The sequence below is a fragment of the Streptomyces mobaraensis genome (assembly GCF_020099395.1).
Taxonomy (GTDB): domain Bacteria; phylum Actinomycetota; class Actinomycetes; order Streptomycetales; family Streptomycetaceae; genus Streptomyces.
The window spans coordinates 4591411-4608081 of sequence record NZ_CP083590.1; the positions used below are offsets into that span (position 1 = coordinate 4591411).

The following is a 16671-nucleotide window of genomic DNA, read 5'->3' on the forward strand; positions in this document are numbered from 1 at the left end:
GGACGTGACGGAAGCGCTCGACCGCGCTCGCGAACTGCTGGCTGCCCACCCGATCGTCGACGGCCACAACGACCTCCCCTGGGCGCTGCGCGAACAGGTCTCCTACGACCTCGACCGCCGCGACATCGCCACCGACCAGAGCGCCGCCGGCCTCCACACCGACATCCCCCGGCTGCGCGCCGGCGGCGTCGGCGCCCAGTTCTGGTCCGTGTACGTCCGCAGCGACATGGCCGGCGACGACGCGGTCAGCGCCACCCTCGAACAGATCGACGTCGTCCGGCGGCTGGCCGACCGCCACCCGGCGGACCTGCGGCTCGCCTACACCGCCGACGACATGGAGGCCGCCCGCGCCGAGGGCCGCATCGCCTCCCTGATGGGTGCCGAGGGCGGCCACAGCATCAACTGCTCCCTCGCCACCCTGCGCGCCCTGTACGCGCTGGGCGTCCGCTACATGACCCTCACCCACAACGACAACATCCCGTGGGCGGACTCCGCGACCGACGAGCCGCGCGCCGGCGGCCTCACCCGCTTCGGCGAGGAGGTCGTCCGCGAGATGAACCGCCTCGGCATGCTCGTCGACCTCTCGCACGTCTCCGCCGACACCATGCGGGACGCTCTCCGCGTCACCGAGGCGCCGGTCGTCTTCTCGCACTCCTCCGCCCGCGCGGTCTGCGACCACCCGCGCAACGTGCCCGACGACGTCCTGGCCGCGCTGCCGGCCAACGGCGGTGTGGCGATGGTGACGTTCGTCCCCAAGTTCGTCCTCCCCGAGGCCGTCGCCTGGACCCTCGCGGCCGACGAGAACATGCGCGCGCACGGCTTCCACCACCTCGACACGACGCCCGAGGCCATGGCGGTCCACCAGGCGTTCGAGGCCGGCCATCCGCGCCCGGTCGCGACGGCGGCGACGGTCGCCGACCACCTGGACCACATGCGGGAGGTGGCCGGGGTCGACCACATCGGCATCGGCGGCGACTTCGACGGGACGGCCTTCACGCCGTCGGACCTGGCGGATGTGGCCGGGTACCCGAACCTGATCGCGGAGTTGCTGCGGCGGGGTTGGTCGGAGGCGGACATCGCCAAGCTGACGTGGGGGAACGCGGTGCGGGTGCTCCGGGACGCGGAGGCGGTTTCCCGCGAGGTGAGCGGGCGGCGCGGGCCTTCGATCGCGACGATCGGCGAGCTGGACGGGTGAGGAGGCCCCGGTCCCTCCCCCAGAGGGGGCACCCCCATTCACCGTTTCTTGCGGGGGCTGCGCCCCCGCACCCCCGAAACCGCGCTCCGCGCGGTTGTCCTCAAACGCCGGACGGGCTGAGTACGGCGCCCGGGTCGCACTATCCAGCCCGTTGGGGGTCCCCCCTCTGGGGGAGTTTGAGGACGAGCGGCGGAGCCGCGACAAGCGGGGTCTGGGGGCGCAGCCCCCAGGAATCGGCGAAGGGGCGGGACCGGGGCACCCCGCCCGGAGGGCTAAGCCCGCGGCCGCCCCATCGCCCGGAACGTCCACCCGGCCGCCCGCCACGCGTCAGCGTGCAGAGCGTTGCGGCCGTCCAGAATCTGCGGCGAAGCCACCACCTCCCGCAGCGCCGCGGGATCCAGCTCCCGGAACTCCGCCCACTCGGTCAGATGCAACACCACATGCGCCCCCCGGCAAGCCTCCAACGCACTCGCCGCATAACCGAGCGTCGGAAACACCCGCCGAGCGTTCTCCATCCCCTTCGGGTCGTACACGGTCACCTGACCGCCCTGCAGATGAATCTGTCCCGCGACATTGAGCGCAGGCGAATCCCGCACATCATCCGAATCCGGCTTGAAAGTGGCACCGAGAACGGCGACCCGCCGCCCGAGGAACCCGCCCCCCACCGCCTCACGAGCGAGCTCGACCATGTGCCCGCGCCGCCGCATGTTGATGGAGTCGACCTCGCGGAGGAAGGTGAGCGCCTGATCGGCGCCCAGCTCGCCCGCACGCGCCATGAAGGCGCGGATGTCCTTGGGCAGGCAGCCGCCGCCGAAGCCGATGCCGGCGCGCAGGAACTTCTTCCCGATCCGCTCGTCGTGCCCTATGGCCTCGGCCAGCTTGGCGACGTCGCCGTCGGCCGCCTCGCACACCTCGGCCATGGCGTTGATGAACGAGATCTTCGTGGCGAGGAAGGAGTTGGCGGCGGTCTTGACCAGTTCGGCGGTCGGGTAGTCGGTGACGACGAACGGCGAGCCCTCGCCGATCGGCGTCGCGTACACCTCGCGCAGCACCTTCTCCGCGCGCTCGCCCTCGACGCCGATGACGATGCGGTCGGGGTGCAGGGTGTCCTGGACGGCGAAGCCCTCGCGGAGGAACTCGGGGTTCCAGGCGAGTTCCACCTCCTCGCCGGCGGGGGCGAGTTCGGCCAGCTTGCGGGCGAGACGGGCGGCGCTGCCGACCGGCACGGTGGACTTGCCGACGACGAGCGCGGGACGGGTCAGCCGCGGGGCGAGCGAGGCGATCGCGGCGTCCACGTACGACATGTCGCACGCGTACTCGCCGTGCTTCTGCGGGGTGTTGACGCAGACGAAGTGGACGTCGCCGAACTCGCCGACCTCGTCCCAGGAGGTGGTGAACCGCAGCCGCCCGCTGGACCCCTCCAGTCCCGCGACGTGCTTGCGCAGCAGTTCTTCCAGCCCCGGCTCGTACATGGGCACCTCGGCCCGTCCGAGCATCTCGACCTTCTCCGGGACCACGTCGAGGCCCAGCACTTCGAAGCCGAGCTCGGCCATGGCCGCCGCGTGGGTGGCGCCGAGGTAGCCGGTGCCGATCACAGTGATCTTGGGGGCCATGCGTGCTCCAGGTACGTACGGGCGTGCTGACTGCGTGGCCCGAGCATAGTCCGGGGCGGTCGGGGGAAGATTCCCCATGATCCGTCGCTGTCGGCAAGCTCACGTATCCCCGGCCGGGCCGGCGCCCCTAGAATCACGGTTACTAAACGGTAGTTAACGCTCTGGGGAGTTCGCCTTGGCGGGAAACAAGGACTTCGACCTGTACCGGCCGTCCGAGGAGCACGACGAGCTCCGCAAGGTCGTTCGCTCGCTCGCCGAGGCGAAGATCGCGCCGTTCGCCGCGGAGGTGGACGAGGAGGGCCGCTTTCCGCAGGAAGCGCTCGACGCGCTGACGGCGGCCGATCTGCACGCGGTGCACGTACCCGAGGAGTTCGGCGGCGCGGGCGCCGACGCCCTCGCGACGGTGATCGTCATCGAGGAGGTGGCCCGCGTCTGCGCCTCCTCCTCCCTCATCCCGGCGGTCAACAAGCTCGGCTCGCTGCCGGTCGTGCTGTCCGGCTCCGAGGAGCTGAAGAAGAAGTACCTGGGCCCGCTCGCCAAGGGCGACGGGATGTTCTCGTACTGCCTCAGCGAGCCCGACGCCGGCTCGGACGCGGCCGGCATGAAGACGCGCGCCGTGCGCGACGGCGACTTCTGGGTGCTCAACGGCGTCAAGCGCTGGATCACCAACGCGGGCGTCAGCGAGTACTACACGGTCATGGCCGTGACCGACCCGGAGAAGCGCTCCAAGGGCATCTCCGCGTTCGTCGTCGAGAAGTCCGACGCCGGCGTCTCCTTCGGCGCTCCGGAGAAGAAGCTCGGCATCAAGGGCTCGCCGACCCGCGAGGTCTACCTCGACAACGTCCGCATCCCCGCCGACCGCATGATCGGCGAGGAGGGCACGGGCTTCGCCACGGCGATGAAGACCCTGGACCACACCCGCATCACCATCGCGGCGCAGGCCCTCGGTATCGCCCAGGGCGCCCTCGACTACGCCAAGGGCTACGTCCAGGAGCGCAAGCAGTTCGGCAAGCCGATCGGCGACTTCCAGGGCGTCCAGTTCATGCTCGCCGACATGGCCATGAAGCTGGAGGCGGCCCGCCAGCTCACCTACGCGGCGGCGGCCAAGTCCGAGCGCCTCGACGACGACCTCACCTTCCACGGCGCGGCGGCGAAGTGCTTCGCCTCCGACGCGGCCATGGAGATCACCACGGACGCCGTCCAGCTCCTCGGCGGCTACGGCTACACGCGCGACTACCCGCTGGAGCGGATGATGCGCGACGCGAAGATCACGCAGATCTACGAGGGCACGAACCAGGTCCAGCGCATCGTCATGGCGAGGAACCTGCCGTAGCAGCGTTTCCGCAGGTCAGGGGTAGTTTTCCGCTGTCGGAACGGCAGTACCGGGCTTCGGTCCGTTCCGGTCCGGCCGGGGCCGTTCCTGGGCGTCATGCTGGGGAAATCCTGGGCTGACGCTGGGGTGAAAATGCCCGCTGACCTGCACATATGACACAGCCCCCGGCGTGGTGCCGGGGGCTGTTCGTTTGGGTTTGATCAGGCGACCTCGGCCCGCTCGGTGGGGTCGTCCGCGCCGGGGGTCAGCATCGTTGCGATGGCCGCCCTGCCGCGCTGCTCGGCCCCCTCGAAGATGTAGTGGTAGTGCTGCCGCAGCACGTCCGTGCTGCTGTGGCCCATCCAGTCCGCCACGTCGTTCTCAGGGACGCCCGCGTAGAGCAGTCGAGACCCGTAGTAGTGCCGGAGGGCGTGGGGCTTGCAGTACGGCACCTCGCCTTTGGTGAGCGCTGTCAGCCAGATCTTCGGGTAGAAGTACGACGCGTACACCGTGAGAGGGACAGTAGGAAAGTGGGCAGTCCGGCAGGGCCGATGTTGCACGACGTTGTACGTCTTCACGCCCCGGTAGCGTCGAGGGCCCTTCTGATCAGGGTTTTGGCTTGTGAGCCGTACGCAGCGGCTCGTCCCAACTGAGTGAACGCGCTGAGGTACGCGCCGACCTCGGCTCGGTTCGTCACCCGGACCATGGCCGTCAGGGTCTCTACCTGAACTTCCCGATCATCGAACGCGTAGAAGGACTCAAGGGGCCATACCGGGCGGTGCGACATGTGGGGGATGATCCCGAAAGCCAGGTTGGGGCGTCCGATGACGGACAGGAAGTGTTCCAGTTGCTCCGCATGCTGCGGGCGGTCGGTCATCGGCATGTACAGGGCCGACTCTTCGATGAGAACGGATACTTGATTGCTCCGGAGAGTGGCGTCCGAGCGTTCCAGTCGCGCCTGTACGGCGTCCTCAACGTCGTCGGGAAGGCTCCTGAAGCGACGGATCGTACGGAGGATGCCCCGGGCGTACGCCTCCGTCTGGAGCATGCCGGGGAGGACCCCGCAGCTGTACACACGGAAGGAACGTGTCTCCTGGTAGATGCCGTTGCGCTGAGCCTTGCTGAGGCCGCCCTTCAGGTACTGGGTCCACTGGACGTACAGGGTCTTGGCCGTGCGGGTGGTATCGATCAGCGCGTCGGCTTCTTCGGGCCTTCCGCATGCTGTGCACCATGCGCGGATGTCGGCGGGCTTCGGGATCGTCTTCCGGTTGATGATCCGGTGGGTCTTGGAGCGGTCCCAGCCGCAGAGAGCGGCCAGCCGGGCCCCCGATAGATCGGCGTCTTCCATCATGCGGGTGAGCCGGTCGGCAACTGCCTTATGGGCCTCGTCGGCCGTCGACAGAGGTGAGGTCATGGACTGGCCGCTGTTCTGTTAGACGTTGTACTTGTCGTGCGGGACAGCTCGCTCCCAAACTGCCTCGAACATGTCAGCACATCGCGCTGCCACGGCCGCGTCTTCCGTGAAGTCCGTGTGCATCCAACGGCCGTCACCGTCGAAGACGTTGAACTGGACCAGTTTGCCGTCGAAAAGCCAGAAGTCGTTCCCCGGCAGCAGCAGGTCGGATGCCTGCCTACGGGGCAGCCATCGGACTTCCTCCCCGCAAGCGACGTTGCCGTAGGTGACGTAGTGCTCCCACTTGATGTAGTCCGAGACAGGCTCACCGACCACCCGCGCCCGGCGCACCGCTACACCTCGGGCGGTCACGTCCTGGATGAGGCCGTGCCAGTCATCGCGCCACCACGACGAACGGTCGTCCCAGTTCTTCCGCTCCCCTGCCAGCCAGGCGTCGAAGGCAGGGTGTTCCCCGGGGACGGCGTATGCGTCGCGGGTCTCAAGGTGCACTGCTGAGCGCTCACACTGCCGAAGCAGATTGGCGAACTCAGCCAGACTCTGCGACACGGATAGCCTCCTTGAGAAGCGGGATCATCCTCGGTTCCAGGACGATCAGCGTCTCATCCTCGGCTCGCGGCGAGTCAGCCACCGTCCGAGCCTGAACGTCGTCCCCCGCTCGCCGCCCCTGCATGAGTAGCCGCCGGTCGTCATCCACCCAAACCGCCGGGCACCCGTTCACGTCGGACTCGGGGTCTTTGCCGATGAAGGTGTAACCCATGGTGCGCCCTCCTACTACGACTGTTGCGCTGCGTTGCAGGCTGTTACACGACCCTCATCCTTTGGAGCGGCCGGGTCAAGAGGGCAGTGGCCGGGCCTGCGCGCGCAACGCGGGGCGTCCACGCCACCGCAGTCCCCTGACCAGGGGACTAACCCTCGTGATCATGGGGAAATCCTCGGGGAGGCCCCCTGTAAGGGGATGTTCTCGCAGGTCAGAGCCGTATGACCGGTAAAGCACGCAGATCTACGAGGGCACGAACCAGGTCCAGCGCATCGTGATGGCGCGCAACCTGCCGTAACGGTGGCACGCACGCCCCCGCCGGAGCCGGCGGGGGCGCCGCGGGAACTCACCCCCCGCCGACCCCGGCCTGGGCCTTGACCGTCTCCACGGCGTCGGCGGTGAGCCAGCGCAAAGGGACCACGGTCCACCGGTCGCGCTTGCGCATGACCACGGCCTTGCCGTCCCTGGTGCGCCCGACGTGGACGAAGCCGTGGTCCCGGCGCAGATCCCGCGCCAGGTTCTCGCCGTGGATCACGGGCGCTGCTTCCCTTCGCGGTCCTCGTCGTCGGCCAGGCTGCTGTGGACGTTCCCGTTCTGGGAGACACGGGTGTCCGGGCGGGGTGCGCCGGCCGCACGTCGGAAGGACACCCGCTCAGGCGCCGCGCCCGCGCACGCGTCGCTCGGAATGCGCGTACACCAGCGCGTCGACGAGCCTGCGCGCGGTCGCGGCGGGCACGGTACCCAGATACACGTACGGCTCGCCGGACATCGAGGCGCGGCCCAGGAGATCCGGCCAGGCGTCGCGGTCGCCCACGGTGATGCCCATGTCCGCGAGGACGCGTTCCAGCATGAGGACGGTGTCGTCGGCTTTCTTCCTGGCCGCCATGTAGGCGTCGGACGAAGCGGGGACGGGTTCGTTTCTCCAGGTCATGGGGCATAGCGTGAAGGCGCCGCCGGCGCCGTTTCCAGTGGGATTCCCGAACCGGATTAAAGATCACGGAGCAGTGATTCCACGCGTGCCGCGAGCAGGTCGCGGGCGTTCTCTCCGAACACCGCGTGCTCCGTGAACCACGCGAAGATCTCCCGGTACTGGTCCACGTCCCGGGCGTCCTGGAACACCAGCCGCCCGGTAAAGGTCTCGGCCGTAGCCAGCGTCTCGTCATAGAGGGTGAAGGTGTTGAGCGGGCCGCGCGGGATGACGTGCTCGTATGGGACCACTCCGAGAGTGATGTTGGGCAATCGGGAGAGTGACGCGAGGCGGTCGAGCTGGACCGCCATCTCCGGCTTGGGGAGCAGGGGCCAGGCCACGGCCTGTTCGGTCAGCAGGAAGACGAACGACTTCGATGCGTCGTAGAGGACGTGTTGACGCTCGATCTTTCCGGCGATGGTTTTCGAGACGTCACCCGGGCAGTGGGAAAGGCTCGCCCTGATGTACTCGGGAGTCGCCAGCAACCCCGTGATCATGGCCGGCAGGAAATACCGCAGCTCGCGGGCGTCCGCTTCCAGCGCCGCCAGCTCCGCCTGCCGCTTCTCCAGTCCCCGGCGCCACGACGAGCGCGTGTCCTGCCACTCCGTGTGGGCCATCCGGGCCAGGGCCGTGATCTCCCGTACCAGCTCAGCCGGCGCGTCGACGGTCCGCAGGATGCGCTGGACGTCGACGAGGGACGGCGTCACCCGGCCCGTCTCGATCTTGCTGATCTTGGACTGGCTCATGGCGCAACGACGGGCGAGCCGGTCTCCCGAGAGACCGGCTCGCTTGCGCAACTGCCGAAGGCTCTCCGCCAGATCGGACTTCGACCGGCCGAGCCGTTCGGGCTCGAATGTCACCCGTGCTCTTCCGCGTATTGCCGGAAAGGCACCGACGCGGCGAGCGCGATCCGTTTCCAGCGCCGGTAGGGCTCCGGGTCCCCGTGGTAGACGAACCGGCCGATCTGCGTTCCGTCCGGCCGGTAATCCAGATGCACGACGGTGGCCTCGTCGAACATCCACCAGTCCCGGCCGGACAGGCGCAGACCGTGGTCGTCATCCGTGACATCGAGAACCCGGATCTCCTCACCGGCCGCGATGTTCCCCGGAATTCCCCACGCGAACTGATAGCGCTGGTAATCGGTCAACGGCCGGCGCACCACCCGGACGCGTCCGATACGTCGGCCCTCCGAGCGGTATTCCTGGACCCGGGCGTGCCAGGCGGCATTGTGGTCGTCCGGTTTCGGCTCTCCGCGCAGGAAGCGCGCCAGGCTGTCCCGTTCACCGGGCATCGTGTAGACGGGCTGCGCCTCGAACCTCCAAGCGTCCTTCTCGAAGGCGTCGAAAAGGGCACGCCATTCACCAGCCGAGAGCATGAACCGCCTCCCGCGGTACGGATTCGGGGATCTCCACCAGCGCCTCCCTGTCCGGCGCGGCGAAGCCGCGGTAGACGTCTCCCTGGAAGACGAACGTCCCCTGGGCGGTGGCGTAGACGTTGGGACAGTCGTCGTTGTCGCAGGGCGGCCCGCCGGATCGGCCGGTGAGCCGGGTGAGGTGCTCTTCGCCTGACATGGCGCCCCCTCCGCGACCGGTCTTGTCCGGCCGCGCCCCGACCCTAGAGGCGGCCGCGGAGGGCCGTCCACGCCCACCCGGGACTATTCCCGTAGCCGAATAAAGGATCTTGCGGCGCGGCCCGCGTCCTCCCCGGTGGCGCCCCCGCCCCGCACCCCCCACCCTGGACACGACCCCTGGGGGGACCGCCGTGCGCCAGGAGGCGAGCGTCATGCCCGAGGTACGTGAGACGTACGCGCCCGGTACGCCCTGCTGGGTGGATCTGATGGCGCCGGACCAGCGGGCGGCGCTGGACTTCTACCGGGATCTGTTCGGGTGGCAGGGAGAGCCCGGGCCGCCGGAGACCGGCGGGTACGCGGTGTGCACGCTGGACGGGCGGGCCGTGGCGGGCATCGGTCCGGCGATGGCCCAGGAGGGGCAGCCCCCGCCGCCGACCGCGTGGACGACGTACCTGGCGGTGGCGGACACCGACGCCGCCGTGGGAGCGGTCGCGGAGCACAGGGGACGGGTGCTGATGCCCGGGATGGACGTGCTGACGTTCGGCCGGATGGCCGTGGTCGCGGACGCGACGGACGCCGTGTTCGGACTCTGGCAGACCAGGGACTTCTTCGGGTGCGAGGTGGTCAACGAACCCGGCGCGGTGATCTGGAACGAGCTGAACACCTCGGATCCGGAGGCGGCGGGGACGTTCTACCGGGCCGCGTTCGGGATCGAGGCGGCACCGGTGGAGCAGGCGCCCGGCTACTTCGCGCTGAAGGCGGACGGGCGGACGGTCGGCGGGATGCAGGGGCTGGAACGGTTCCCCGAGGGCACGCCGTCGCACTGGCTGACGTACTTCGCCGTGGACGGCACGGATACCACGGTCGACGCGCTCGTCCGGGCGGGCGGCTCGGTACTGGTCCCGCCGTTCGACATGATGGCGGGCCGGATGTCCGTGGTCTCCGACCCGCAGGGCGGCATCTTCGCCGTCATCCAGGGGGCGGAGCCGGCCTGAGCCGCGGCCCCGCCCCCGGCGGGGCCTATCCCACCGTGACCTTCTCGTCCTTCTTGAGCTGCTCGAAGAGCTGCTTCGACTTGACCGGGTCCCACTTCACCGCGACGCCGTCGCCGCGCGTGGCCAGGTTGGCGTTGCCTATCGGCACCGTCATCTGCTTGCCGTCGCCGCCCGTGACACCCTTCATCGCCCAGAACATCGACGTCAGGTCCCACAGCTCCATGTCGTCGTCGACGACCAGGGTGTCGAGGCCGGAGCCGATCACCGGGTAGAGGGTGAACGGGTTGAGCACGGTGGACGGCGAGGCCGCCTGCTTGGCGAGGGTGTTCAGGAACTTCTGCTGGTTGCGCATCCGGCCGAGGTCCTGGTCGGCCTCCTGGTGGCGCTGGCGGACGAAGGCCAGCGACTGCTTGCCGTCCAGCGTCTGGCAGCCGGCCTTGAGGTCGGCGCCCGAGTCACGGTCCTTGATCGGCTTGTCCAGGCACATGTCGACCCCGCCGAGCGAGTCGACCAGGCTGCGGAACCCGCCGAAGCCGATCTCCGCGTAGTGGTCGATGCGCAGCCCGGTGTTGAACTCGATGGTGCGGACGAGCAGTTCGGGACCGCCGTCCGCATACGCCTGGTTGAGCTTGTGGGTGGAGGCGGGGAACCGCTTGCCGGTCTTCTGCCCGGTGAAGGCCGGGATCGTGACGTACGAGTCCCGGGGGAGGCTGAGCATGGTGGTGCCGTTGTCACCGGTATGCAGGATCATCATCGAGTCGGTGCGCTTGCCGTCGGCCGACCCGGTGTGCAGTTCCTTCTTGTCCTCGTCGGACAGTCCCTCCCGGCTGTCCGAGCCGACGATCAGGTAGTTCGTGCCCTCGCCGCCCGGCGGGCGCTCCTCCACCTTCCCGAGGTCGACCTCGCGGCGCAGCTTCGAGTCGGCCCAGAAGTAGGTGCTCACGGAGACCACCAGCACCACGGCGAGGAAGGCGAGCAGACCTATGGTGATCCGCTTGCGCCAGTTCGGCCGGCTCGTCCGGCCGGGCCCGCCGCCGCGCGGCGCGGCCGGGCCGCCGCCGTGCCCGTAGACCTGGCCGGTGTTGTAACCGTCGTCACGGTGGCCACCGGGCGCGCCGGACCGGCCGGGCTGTCCGTACTGCGGCGGCGGTCCGCCCTGGGACGCGCGCGGGCGCCCGCCGTCGCCTCCATACGGGTACCGGCGGTCGTTGTTCCGCACTTCGGGCCACTCACTCATGAGAAGAAGTGTGCCCGCCCGCGCGACTGCTCCGGTCGGGTGGTACCGGACCGGGTCATGGCTGTTGCAGAGCTGACACATGGGCGGCCGGGTACATGCACCCCGCATACAGTGGGGTGCATGACCACTCAGGACCGGGCCCCCGAGTCCGGCGCGGCCGGGATACCCGGCAAGCCGACCTCGGCCTCCCGTACGACGCTGTCCCACATCATGACCGCGAGCGACACGAACCTTCTGGGCACCGTGCACGGCGGGGTGATCATGAAACTGGTGGACGACGTCGCCGGCGCGGTCGCCGGCCGGCACTCAGGCGGCCCCGCCGTGACGGCGTCCATGGACGAGATGGCGTTCCTGGAGCCGGTCCGCGTCGGCGACCTCGTCCACGTCCAGGCCCAGTGCAACTGGACCGGGCGCTCCTCCATGGAGGTCGGCGTCCGCGTCATGGCCGAGCGCTGGAACGAGTCCACGCCCGCTGTGCAGGTCGGCAGCGCCTACCTCGTCTTCGCCGCCGTCGACGAGGAGGGCAAGCCGCGGCCCGTGCCGCCGGTGCTCCCCGAGACGGAGAAGGACCGGCGGCGCTACCAGGAGGCGCAGATCCGGCGCACGCATCGGCTTGCGCGCCGGCGCGCGATCAAGGAGCTGCGGATGAACCGGGCGGCGGAGGGCTTGGAGGACTGAGCGCCGGGCCACCCCTTCGCCGCTTCCTGGGGCTGTTCAGCCTGTCCGGCGTTTGAGGACAACCGCGCGGAGCGCGGTTTCGGGGGTTGCGGGGGCTGGCCCCCGCAAGAAACGGTGAAAGGGCGGGGCTGGGGCACCCCCACCCCTCAGCCGCCGCACACCACCCGGTCCCCGGTGACCACCTCCTGCCGCACGCCCACCGGCCCCTGCCCAGGCAGCGGCTCCGGCCCCCGAACCGCCCGTACGCCCCCGAAACCCGCCCCCAGCGTCACCTGCATCAACGCCCCCTGCCCCGGCACGGCCCGCAGCTCGGCGCCGGGCAGGGCGGCCGCGAGGGAGCGCGCGGAGCGGTCCCACCGCGGGTCGAAGGCGATCACCGTGCGCAGGGCGGTCGGCGGCGGGGCGTCGAGCGGCAGGCCGGTGGTGAGGAAGCCGGCGGCCCGCAGCGCCGCGTCGGTGTCCTGCCCGAGCTCGGGACGGCCGGAGCCGTTGAGGAGCTGGACCCGGATCTGCCCGGGGGCCACTTCGACGGGCGCGGGCCCGGCGCCCGTCGCCGACGCTTCGGCGGGCGAGGCGGGCGAGGCGGGCGAGGCGGGCGAGGCGGGCGAGGCGGGCGAAGCCGAAGCGACCGGAACGCCGGGCGCCGGCGCCGCCGACGGCCCCGGCCCCTTCCCGTCCGCCTCCGCCTCTCCCTCCCCCTCCGGATCCGATTCCACCGGCGTCGGCGCCGGCCCCGCGCCACCCCCCGCCCCCAACGGCCGATCCGCCCGCAACGCCCGGAACAGCGGCGCGGCCGCCCCCTCGTCCCACCGCACGGTCGACCCGATCCCCGGCACCGGGAAGTCGACGGCCGCGATCGGCACCGACGTGAACTCGGTCGCGGCCGGCCGGAGCCCCCGCAGCGTACGGCCCAGCTCGACGAGCTCGGCCGCGTCGAAGCCGCGGTCCGCGCGGACCGCGCCCAGCAGGGCAGTGGCGACCCGGCGGAACACGGGCGGGTCGAGGAGCACCCCGCCGCTCGTCGCCCGCTGGAGCAGGGCGGCGACGAAGCGCTGCTGGCGGCGCATCCGGCCGAGGTCGGCGCTGGCGTCGAGGTGCCGGGAGCGGACGTACTGCAGCGCCTGGCCGCCGTCCAGCGTGCTGGTCCCGGCCGGCAGGTCGAGCCCGCTGTGGTCGTCCCGGAGCGGTTCCTCGGTGCAGACGCGCACCCCGCCGACCAGGTCGACGGTGCGCATGAAGCCGGCGAAGTCGACCTCCAGGTAGTGGTCGATGTGCACGCCGGTGAGCTGCTCGACGGTGCTGACGGTCAGCGCGGGCCCGCCCTCCGCGTACGCGGCGTTGAGCTTCTGCGGATGGGCCGGGCGGAGGGCGCCGGAGGCGTCGGTGCGGGCGGGGAGGACGGTGTAGGTGTCGCGGGGGAGGCTGACGACGGACGCCCGGTCGCGGCCCTCGGAGAGGTGGACGAGCAGCATGGTGTCCGTGCAGTGACAGGGTTCGCCGCCCAGGTGGTAGCGGGTGCGCTCGCCCTCGGTGATGGTGTCGCGGCCGTCGGTGCCGACCACCAGGATGGTGGTGCCGTGGCCGGTGCGGGGGCGGTGGGAGAGGCCGGTGAAGGGGTCGACGCGGCGGATGCCCCGGTCGATGCCGTGCACCACCGCGTGCCCGGCGCCGCCGGCGACGAGGATGACGAGGGCGAGCGCGGTGGCGACGCGCAGTCCCCAGCGGGGCCGGCGCGGGGCGCCGTGCCGGCCCCGGTCCGGGCGGCGGGCGCTGTCCGGCACTGGGTCTGGTACTGGCACTTGGTGACCTCCGCGGCGAGCTGGGGGCACCCCCGGCGCAGCAGGGGGACGGAACCGGGTCACCGTAGGTCAATACGATCAACGGGCCGCGGTTCCACGCCGTCCGGACCCCGTCCGCCACCCGGGCGGCGCGGCTCCGCGTCCCCCGTTCGCGGTAACGTGGCGGCGTTTCCGTCCACCGCGGGGTGAACCCCTGACCCCCGTACCTCCGAGGAACCATGCCAGAGCAGCAGCCGCCCGCAGTTTCCGTGATCATGCCGGTGCTCAACGAGGAGCGTCATCTGCGCACCTCCGTGCGGCACATCCTGGAGCAGGACTACGCCGGTGAGCTGGAGGTGGTGATCGCCCTCGGTCCGTCCGCCGACCGTACGGACGAGATCGCCGCCGAGCTCGTCCGTGAGACCGCGTCCCACGCACGAGCCAGGGTGCACACGGTGCCCAACCCCACCGGCCGCACCCCCGCCGCCCTGAACGCGGCGATCAAGGCGTCGCGTCACCCGATCGTGGTGCGGGTGGACGGGCACGGCATGCTCTCGCCCGACTACATCAAGACGGCCGTGCGGCTGCTGGACGAGACGGGCGCGCAGAACGTCGGCGGCATCATGCACGCCGAGGGGGAGAACGACTGGGAGCGGGCCGTCGCCGCCGCCATGACCTCGAAGATCGGGGTCGGCAACGCGGCGTTCCACACCGGTGGCGAGGCCGGTCCGGCCGAGACGGTCTACCTGGGCGTCTTCCGGCGGGAGGCGCTGGAGCGGCAGGGCGGGTACAACGAGGAGTTCATCCGCGCCCAGGACTGGGAGCTGAACTTCCGCATCCGCGAGGCGGGCGGGCTGATCTGGTTCTCGCCGGAGCTCAAGGTCTCGTACCGCCCCCGGCCGAGCGTGCGCGCGCTCGCCAAGCAGTACAAGGACTACGGCCGCTGGCGGCACGTCGTCGCCCGCTTCCACAAGGGCTCGATCAACCTCCGCTACCTGGCCCCGCCGACCGCCGTCGTCGCCATCGCGGCCGGCATCGTGGTGGGCGCGGCGGTCACGCCGTGGGCGCTGGTCGTGCCGGGCGGCTACCTGGCGGCGATCGTGGCCGGCTCGGTGCCCGCGGGCAAGGGCCTGTCGCTGAAGGCGCGGGCGCAGATCCCGGTCGCGCTGGCCACCATGCACATGTCGTGGGGATTCGGCTTCCTGACCAGCCCGCGCTCGCTCGCCAAGCGCGTCATCGCCAGCCGCCGCCCGGCGGTGCGGGCGTAGCGGACGCCGCCGTGCGAAGGGCCGCCTCCGGTGAACGGGGGCGGCCCTTCGTCGTCCGGAGCGGTGCCGTCCGCTCCGCCGGTCAGAACCGGTTGATCGGGTTGACCTCCATGCAGGCGGACTTGTCGTCGCCGTTGAGCGGGTCGGCGCTCTCCGGCGCCTTGTTGTCGTTCTCCGGCTTGCCCTTGCCGTTCTTCGGGTCCTCGTCGTCCCCGCCGCTGGGCTTGCTCCCGCCGCTCCCGCCGGACTTCTTCCCGTCCGTCTTCTTGGCGTCGCCCTTACCGTCGCCCTTCGCGTCCGCGGGCTTCGGGTACGTGTCGCCCTCGCGCCAGTCGCCGCCGATCACCAGCGTCACCTGCTCCGCCGACGGGGACAGCCGTACGGCGTCGTCCGGCAGGCCGAGGGCCTTGGCCACGGCCAGGGCGTCGGCGCGCTGCGTCTGCTTCGGATAGGTGATCGTGGTGTCGGCCTGGGCGCGCGGGGTGGAGTCCGACGTCGTCTTGGTGAAGCCCTGCTTGACGAGGTACGACGCGATGTCGGAGCCGCGGCCGGCGGCGGGCGGGAGGACGGCGGTGCCGGTGCCGTTGAAGACGGTGACGGCGATCTTGCCCTTGGCCGGCTTGGCGGCGTGCTTCGCCGGGCCCTTGGCGTCCGCGGGCTCGGGCTTCTTCTTGTCCTTGCCGTCCAGCGCGATGTCGTTGCGGACGAGCGAGAACAGCTTGTCGGCGTCGCCCTTCTTGGGGATGACGTGGGCGTCCGGGTCCTGCGGGTCCTGCACCCAGGGCATGGTGGTCATGGTGATCCGGCTCGACGGCACCCGCTTGATGTCGTTGCCGAGGTCGTAGAGCTTCTTGACCGAGCCCAGGTCCTTGTCGACGGTCAGCGCCTTGGTGGCCGACTCGGCGAGGTCGGTGAGCTGTCCGGGGTCGCTGAGCCGGCTGCCGGACTTCAGCTGACGGACCATCGAGTTCATGTAGAGGTGCTGGGCGTGGGTCCGGCCGATGTCGCTGCCGTCCTCGAAGCCGTGCCGGGTGCGCAGCCACTGGAGGGCCTGCTCGCCCTTGATGGTGTGGGTGCCCTTCTCCAGCCGCAGCCCCGACTTGTCGTCGCGGATGTTGCTCTTCACGCAGACCGGCACGCCGCCCACCGCGTCGGCCATGCTCACCACGCCCGCGAAGTCGATCATCATGAAGTGGTCGACGGGGATGCCGGTGAGCTCCTCCCAGGTGGCCACCGTGCAGCCGGGACCGCCGTTCTGGAGGCTGGTGTTGATGATCTGGCTGCTGGTCTCCTGGTAGACCTTGCCGTCGGCCGGGTCGGTGCACTTGGGGATGGTCACGCGGGTGTCGCGCGGGACGCTGACGACCGACATGTTGCTGCGGTCGGCGGAGACGTGGACCAGCATCTGGACGTCCGCGAGGGCCGGCCGGTCGGCGTCCTCGCGGGCGCCGCCGAGGTCCTGGTTCTCCTTGCTGCTCCGGCTGTCGGAGCCCAGGAGGAGGATGTTCAGGGGGCGCTGGCCCGCCGCGTTGGGGACGCTCCGGTCGAGCTGCTTGTCGCCGAGGTTGAGCTTGCCCTTGCGGATGTTGCCGTTGAGGTGGCGGTAGTAGAGGTAGCCGGCCGCGGACGCCCCGAGCACGAGGAGTGCGAGGCAGAGCGCGGTCCAGCGGATTATTCGGACGGCGCGGCGGCGCGGCGGTCTGCCGCCGCGGCCCGACGGACGGTCAGTTCCCTTGTCCGCGCCGCCGTTTCCGATGGCGGAGGCGGCGTCCTTGCCGGACGCCTCCTCCTTCCCGGACTTCTCTTCGCCCCCGTTTTCGGCCTTTTCTTCCCCCCGTAGACCGTTGAGCCGCATTGGGCCTCCCCCTGACTGGTGCGCACGGCCCG

General features: G+C 70.6%; 18 protein-coding genes. 5 read left to right on the forward strand and 13 right to left on the reverse strand.

Annotation, left to right across the window (positions count from 1 at the left end; all coding sequences use genetic code 11):
- Positions 1–4 precede the first annotated feature (4 nt).
- A complete protein-coding gene (locus tag K7I03_RS20065) occupies positions 5–1195 on the forward strand; it encodes a dipeptidase (protein WP_185945618.1) in 1191 nt (396 codons plus the stop codon).
- A gap of 272 nt (positions 1196–1467) precedes the next feature.
- On the opposite strand, the gene K7I03_RS20070 is transcribed toward K7I03_RS20065, so the two are convergent.
- Positions 1468–2808, reverse strand: a complete 1341-nt coding sequence (locus K7I03_RS20070; protein ID WP_185945619.1) for a UDP-glucose dehydrogenase family protein — start codon at positions 2806–2808, stop codon at positions 1468–1470.
- Between the two features lie 175 nt (positions 2809–2983).
- On the opposite strand from K7I03_RS20070, the gene K7I03_RS20075 reads away from it, so the two are divergent.
- A complete protein-coding gene (locus tag K7I03_RS20075; RefSeq protein WP_185945620.1) occupies positions 2984–4141 on the forward strand; it encodes an acyl-CoA dehydrogenase family protein in 1158 nt (385 codons plus the stop codon).
- A 200-nt stretch (positions 4142–4341) separates the two neighbouring features.
- On the opposite strand, the gene K7I03_RS20080 is transcribed toward K7I03_RS20075, so the two are convergent.
- The 9 genes from K7I03_RS20080 to K7I03_RS20120 form a co-directional block, all read right to left on the reverse strand.
- Complete coding sequence (locus K7I03_RS20080) at positions 4342–4629, reverse strand: tyrosine-type recombinase/integrase (RefSeq protein WP_224347126.1); 288 nt, start codon at positions 4627–4629, stop codon at positions 4342–4344.
- A 65-nt stretch (positions 4630–4694) separates the two neighbouring features.
- Positions 4695–5534, reverse strand: coding sequence for a DUF5753 domain-containing protein (locus tag K7I03_RS20085; protein WP_185945621.1), 840 nt, complete (start codon positions 5532–5534; stop codon positions 4695–4697).
- A gap of 18 nt (positions 5535–5552) precedes the next feature.
- Positions 5553–6080 carry a DUF6879 family protein gene (locus K7I03_RS20090; protein ID WP_185945622.1) on the reverse strand — a complete coding sequence of 176 codons (528 nt, stop codon included), beginning with the start codon at positions 6078–6080 and terminating at the stop codon, positions 5553–5555.
- The gene (locus tag K7I03_RS20095) at positions 6061–6291 is read right to left on the reverse strand and encodes a hypothetical protein (RefSeq protein WP_185945623.1); all 231 of its coding nucleotides are present in this window, start codon (positions 6289–6291) and stop codon (positions 6061–6063) included. Before K7I03_RS20095 ends, K7I03_RS20090 begins: the two co-directional genes overlap by 20 nt.
- Positions 6292–6637: 346 nt before the next feature.
- The gene (locus K7I03_RS20100) at positions 6638–6826 is read right to left on the reverse strand and encodes a hypothetical protein (protein ID WP_185945624.1); all 189 of its coding nucleotides are present in this window, start codon (positions 6824–6826) and stop codon (positions 6638–6640) included.
- A gap of 117 nt (positions 6827–6943) precedes the next feature.
- Positions 6944–7222: a hypothetical protein gene (locus K7I03_RS20105; RefSeq protein ID WP_185945625.1), complete on the reverse strand. Its 279-nt coding sequence runs from the start codon at positions 7220–7222 to the stop codon at positions 6944–6946.
- Between the two features lie 56 nt (positions 7223–7278).
- Positions 7279–8118, reverse strand: coding sequence for a helix-turn-helix domain-containing protein (locus K7I03_RS20110; RefSeq protein ID WP_185945626.1), 840 nt, complete (start codon positions 8116–8118; stop codon positions 7279–7281).
- Positions 8115–8633 (reverse strand): DUF6879 family protein, encoded by a 519-nt coding sequence (locus K7I03_RS20115; protein WP_185945627.1) that lies wholly within the window; start codon positions 8631–8633, stop codon positions 8115–8117. The genes K7I03_RS20110 and K7I03_RS20115 overlap by 4 nt, the downstream gene beginning before the upstream one ends.
- On the reverse strand, positions 8617–8829 hold the full coding sequence (locus tag K7I03_RS20120; protein WP_185945628.1) for a hypothetical protein: 213 nt from the start codon (positions 8827–8829) through the stop codon (positions 8617–8619). Before K7I03_RS20120 ends, K7I03_RS20115 begins: the two co-directional genes overlap by 17 nt.
- Before the next feature lie 211 nt (positions 8830–9040).
- On the opposite strand from K7I03_RS20120, the gene K7I03_RS20125 reads away from it, so the two are divergent.
- Positions 9041–9823, forward strand: a complete 783-nt coding sequence (locus tag K7I03_RS20125; protein WP_185945629.1) for a VOC family protein — start codon at positions 9041–9043, stop codon at positions 9821–9823.
- A gap of 25 nt (positions 9824–9848) precedes the next feature.
- Here K7I03_RS20125 and K7I03_RS20130 read toward each other — a convergent pair whose 3' ends face one another.
- Positions 9849–11060: an LCP family protein gene (locus K7I03_RS20130; RefSeq protein WP_185945630.1), complete on the reverse strand. Its 1212-nt coding sequence runs from the start codon at positions 11058–11060 to the stop codon at positions 9849–9851.
- Positions 11061–11180: 120 nt separating this feature from the next.
- On the opposite strand from K7I03_RS20130, the gene K7I03_RS20135 reads away from it, so the two are divergent.
- On the forward strand, positions 11181–11738 hold the full coding sequence (locus K7I03_RS20135; protein ID WP_185945631.1) for an acyl-CoA thioesterase: 558 nt from the start codon (positions 11181–11183) through the stop codon (positions 11736–11738).
- A 146-nt stretch (positions 11739–11884) separates the two neighbouring features.
- Here K7I03_RS20135 and K7I03_RS20140 read toward each other — a convergent pair whose 3' ends face one another.
- Positions 11885–13537, reverse strand: coding sequence for an LCP family protein (locus tag K7I03_RS20140; RefSeq protein ID WP_224347127.1), 1653 nt, complete (start codon positions 13535–13537; stop codon positions 11885–11887).
- A 218-nt stretch (positions 13538–13755) separates the two neighbouring features.
- Between K7I03_RS20140 and K7I03_RS20145 the strand changes: the two genes are divergently transcribed.
- On the forward strand, positions 13756–14784 hold the full coding sequence (locus tag K7I03_RS20145) for a glycosyltransferase family 2 protein (RefSeq protein WP_185945632.1): 1029 nt from the start codon (positions 13756–13758) through the stop codon (positions 14782–14784).
- Positions 14785–14866: 82 nt separating this feature from the next.
- On the opposite strand, the gene K7I03_RS20150 is transcribed toward K7I03_RS20145, so the two are convergent.
- Positions 14867–16639 (reverse strand): LCP family protein, encoded by a 1773-nt coding sequence (locus tag K7I03_RS20150; RefSeq protein WP_185945633.1) that lies wholly within the window; start codon positions 16637–16639, stop codon positions 14867–14869.
- Positions 16640–16671 lie beyond the last annotated feature (32 nt).

Coding starts and splice junctions, on each gene's coding strand:
- K7I03_RS20070 (WP_185945619.1), bottom strand. CDS start 2,808: ATGGCCCCCAAGATCACTGTGATCGGCACCGGCTACCTCGGCGCCACC.
- K7I03_RS20085 (WP_185945621.1), bottom strand. CDS start 5,534: ATGACCTCACCTCTGTCGACGGCCGACGAGGCCCATAAGGCAGTTGCC.
- K7I03_RS20095 (WP_185945623.1), bottom strand. CDS start 6,291: ATGGGTTACACCTTCATCGGCAAAGACCCCGAGTCCGACGTGAACGGG.
- K7I03_RS20105 (WP_185945625.1), bottom strand. CDS start 7,222: ATGACCTGGAGAAACGAACCCGTCCCCGCTTCGTCCGACGCCTACATG.
- K7I03_RS20115 (WP_185945627.1), bottom strand. CDS start 8,633: ATGCTCTCGGCTGGTGAATGGCGTGCCCTTTTCGACGCCTTCGAGAAG.
- K7I03_RS20120 (WP_185945628.1), bottom strand. CDS start 8,829: ATGTCAGGCGAAGAGCACCTCACCCGGCTCACCGGCCGATCCGGCGGG.
- K7I03_RS20125 (WP_185945629.1), top strand. CDS start 9,041: ATGCCCGAGGTACGTGAGACGTACGCGCCCGGTACGCCCTGCTGGGTG.
- K7I03_RS20130 (WP_185945630.1), bottom strand. CDS start 11,060: ATGAGTGAGTGGCCCGAAGTGCGGAACAACGACCGCCGGTACCCGTAT.
- K7I03_RS20135 (WP_185945631.1), top strand. CDS start 11,181: ATGACCACTCAGGACCGGGCCCCCGAGTCCGGCGCGGCCGGGATACCC.
- K7I03_RS20145 (WP_185945632.1), top strand. CDS start 13,756: ATGCCAGAGCAGCAGCCGCCCGCAGTTTCCGTGATCATGCCGGTGCTC.
- K7I03_RS20150 (WP_185945633.1), bottom strand. CDS start 16,639: ATGCGGCTCAACGGTCTACGGGGGGAAGAAAAGGCCGAAAACGGGGGC.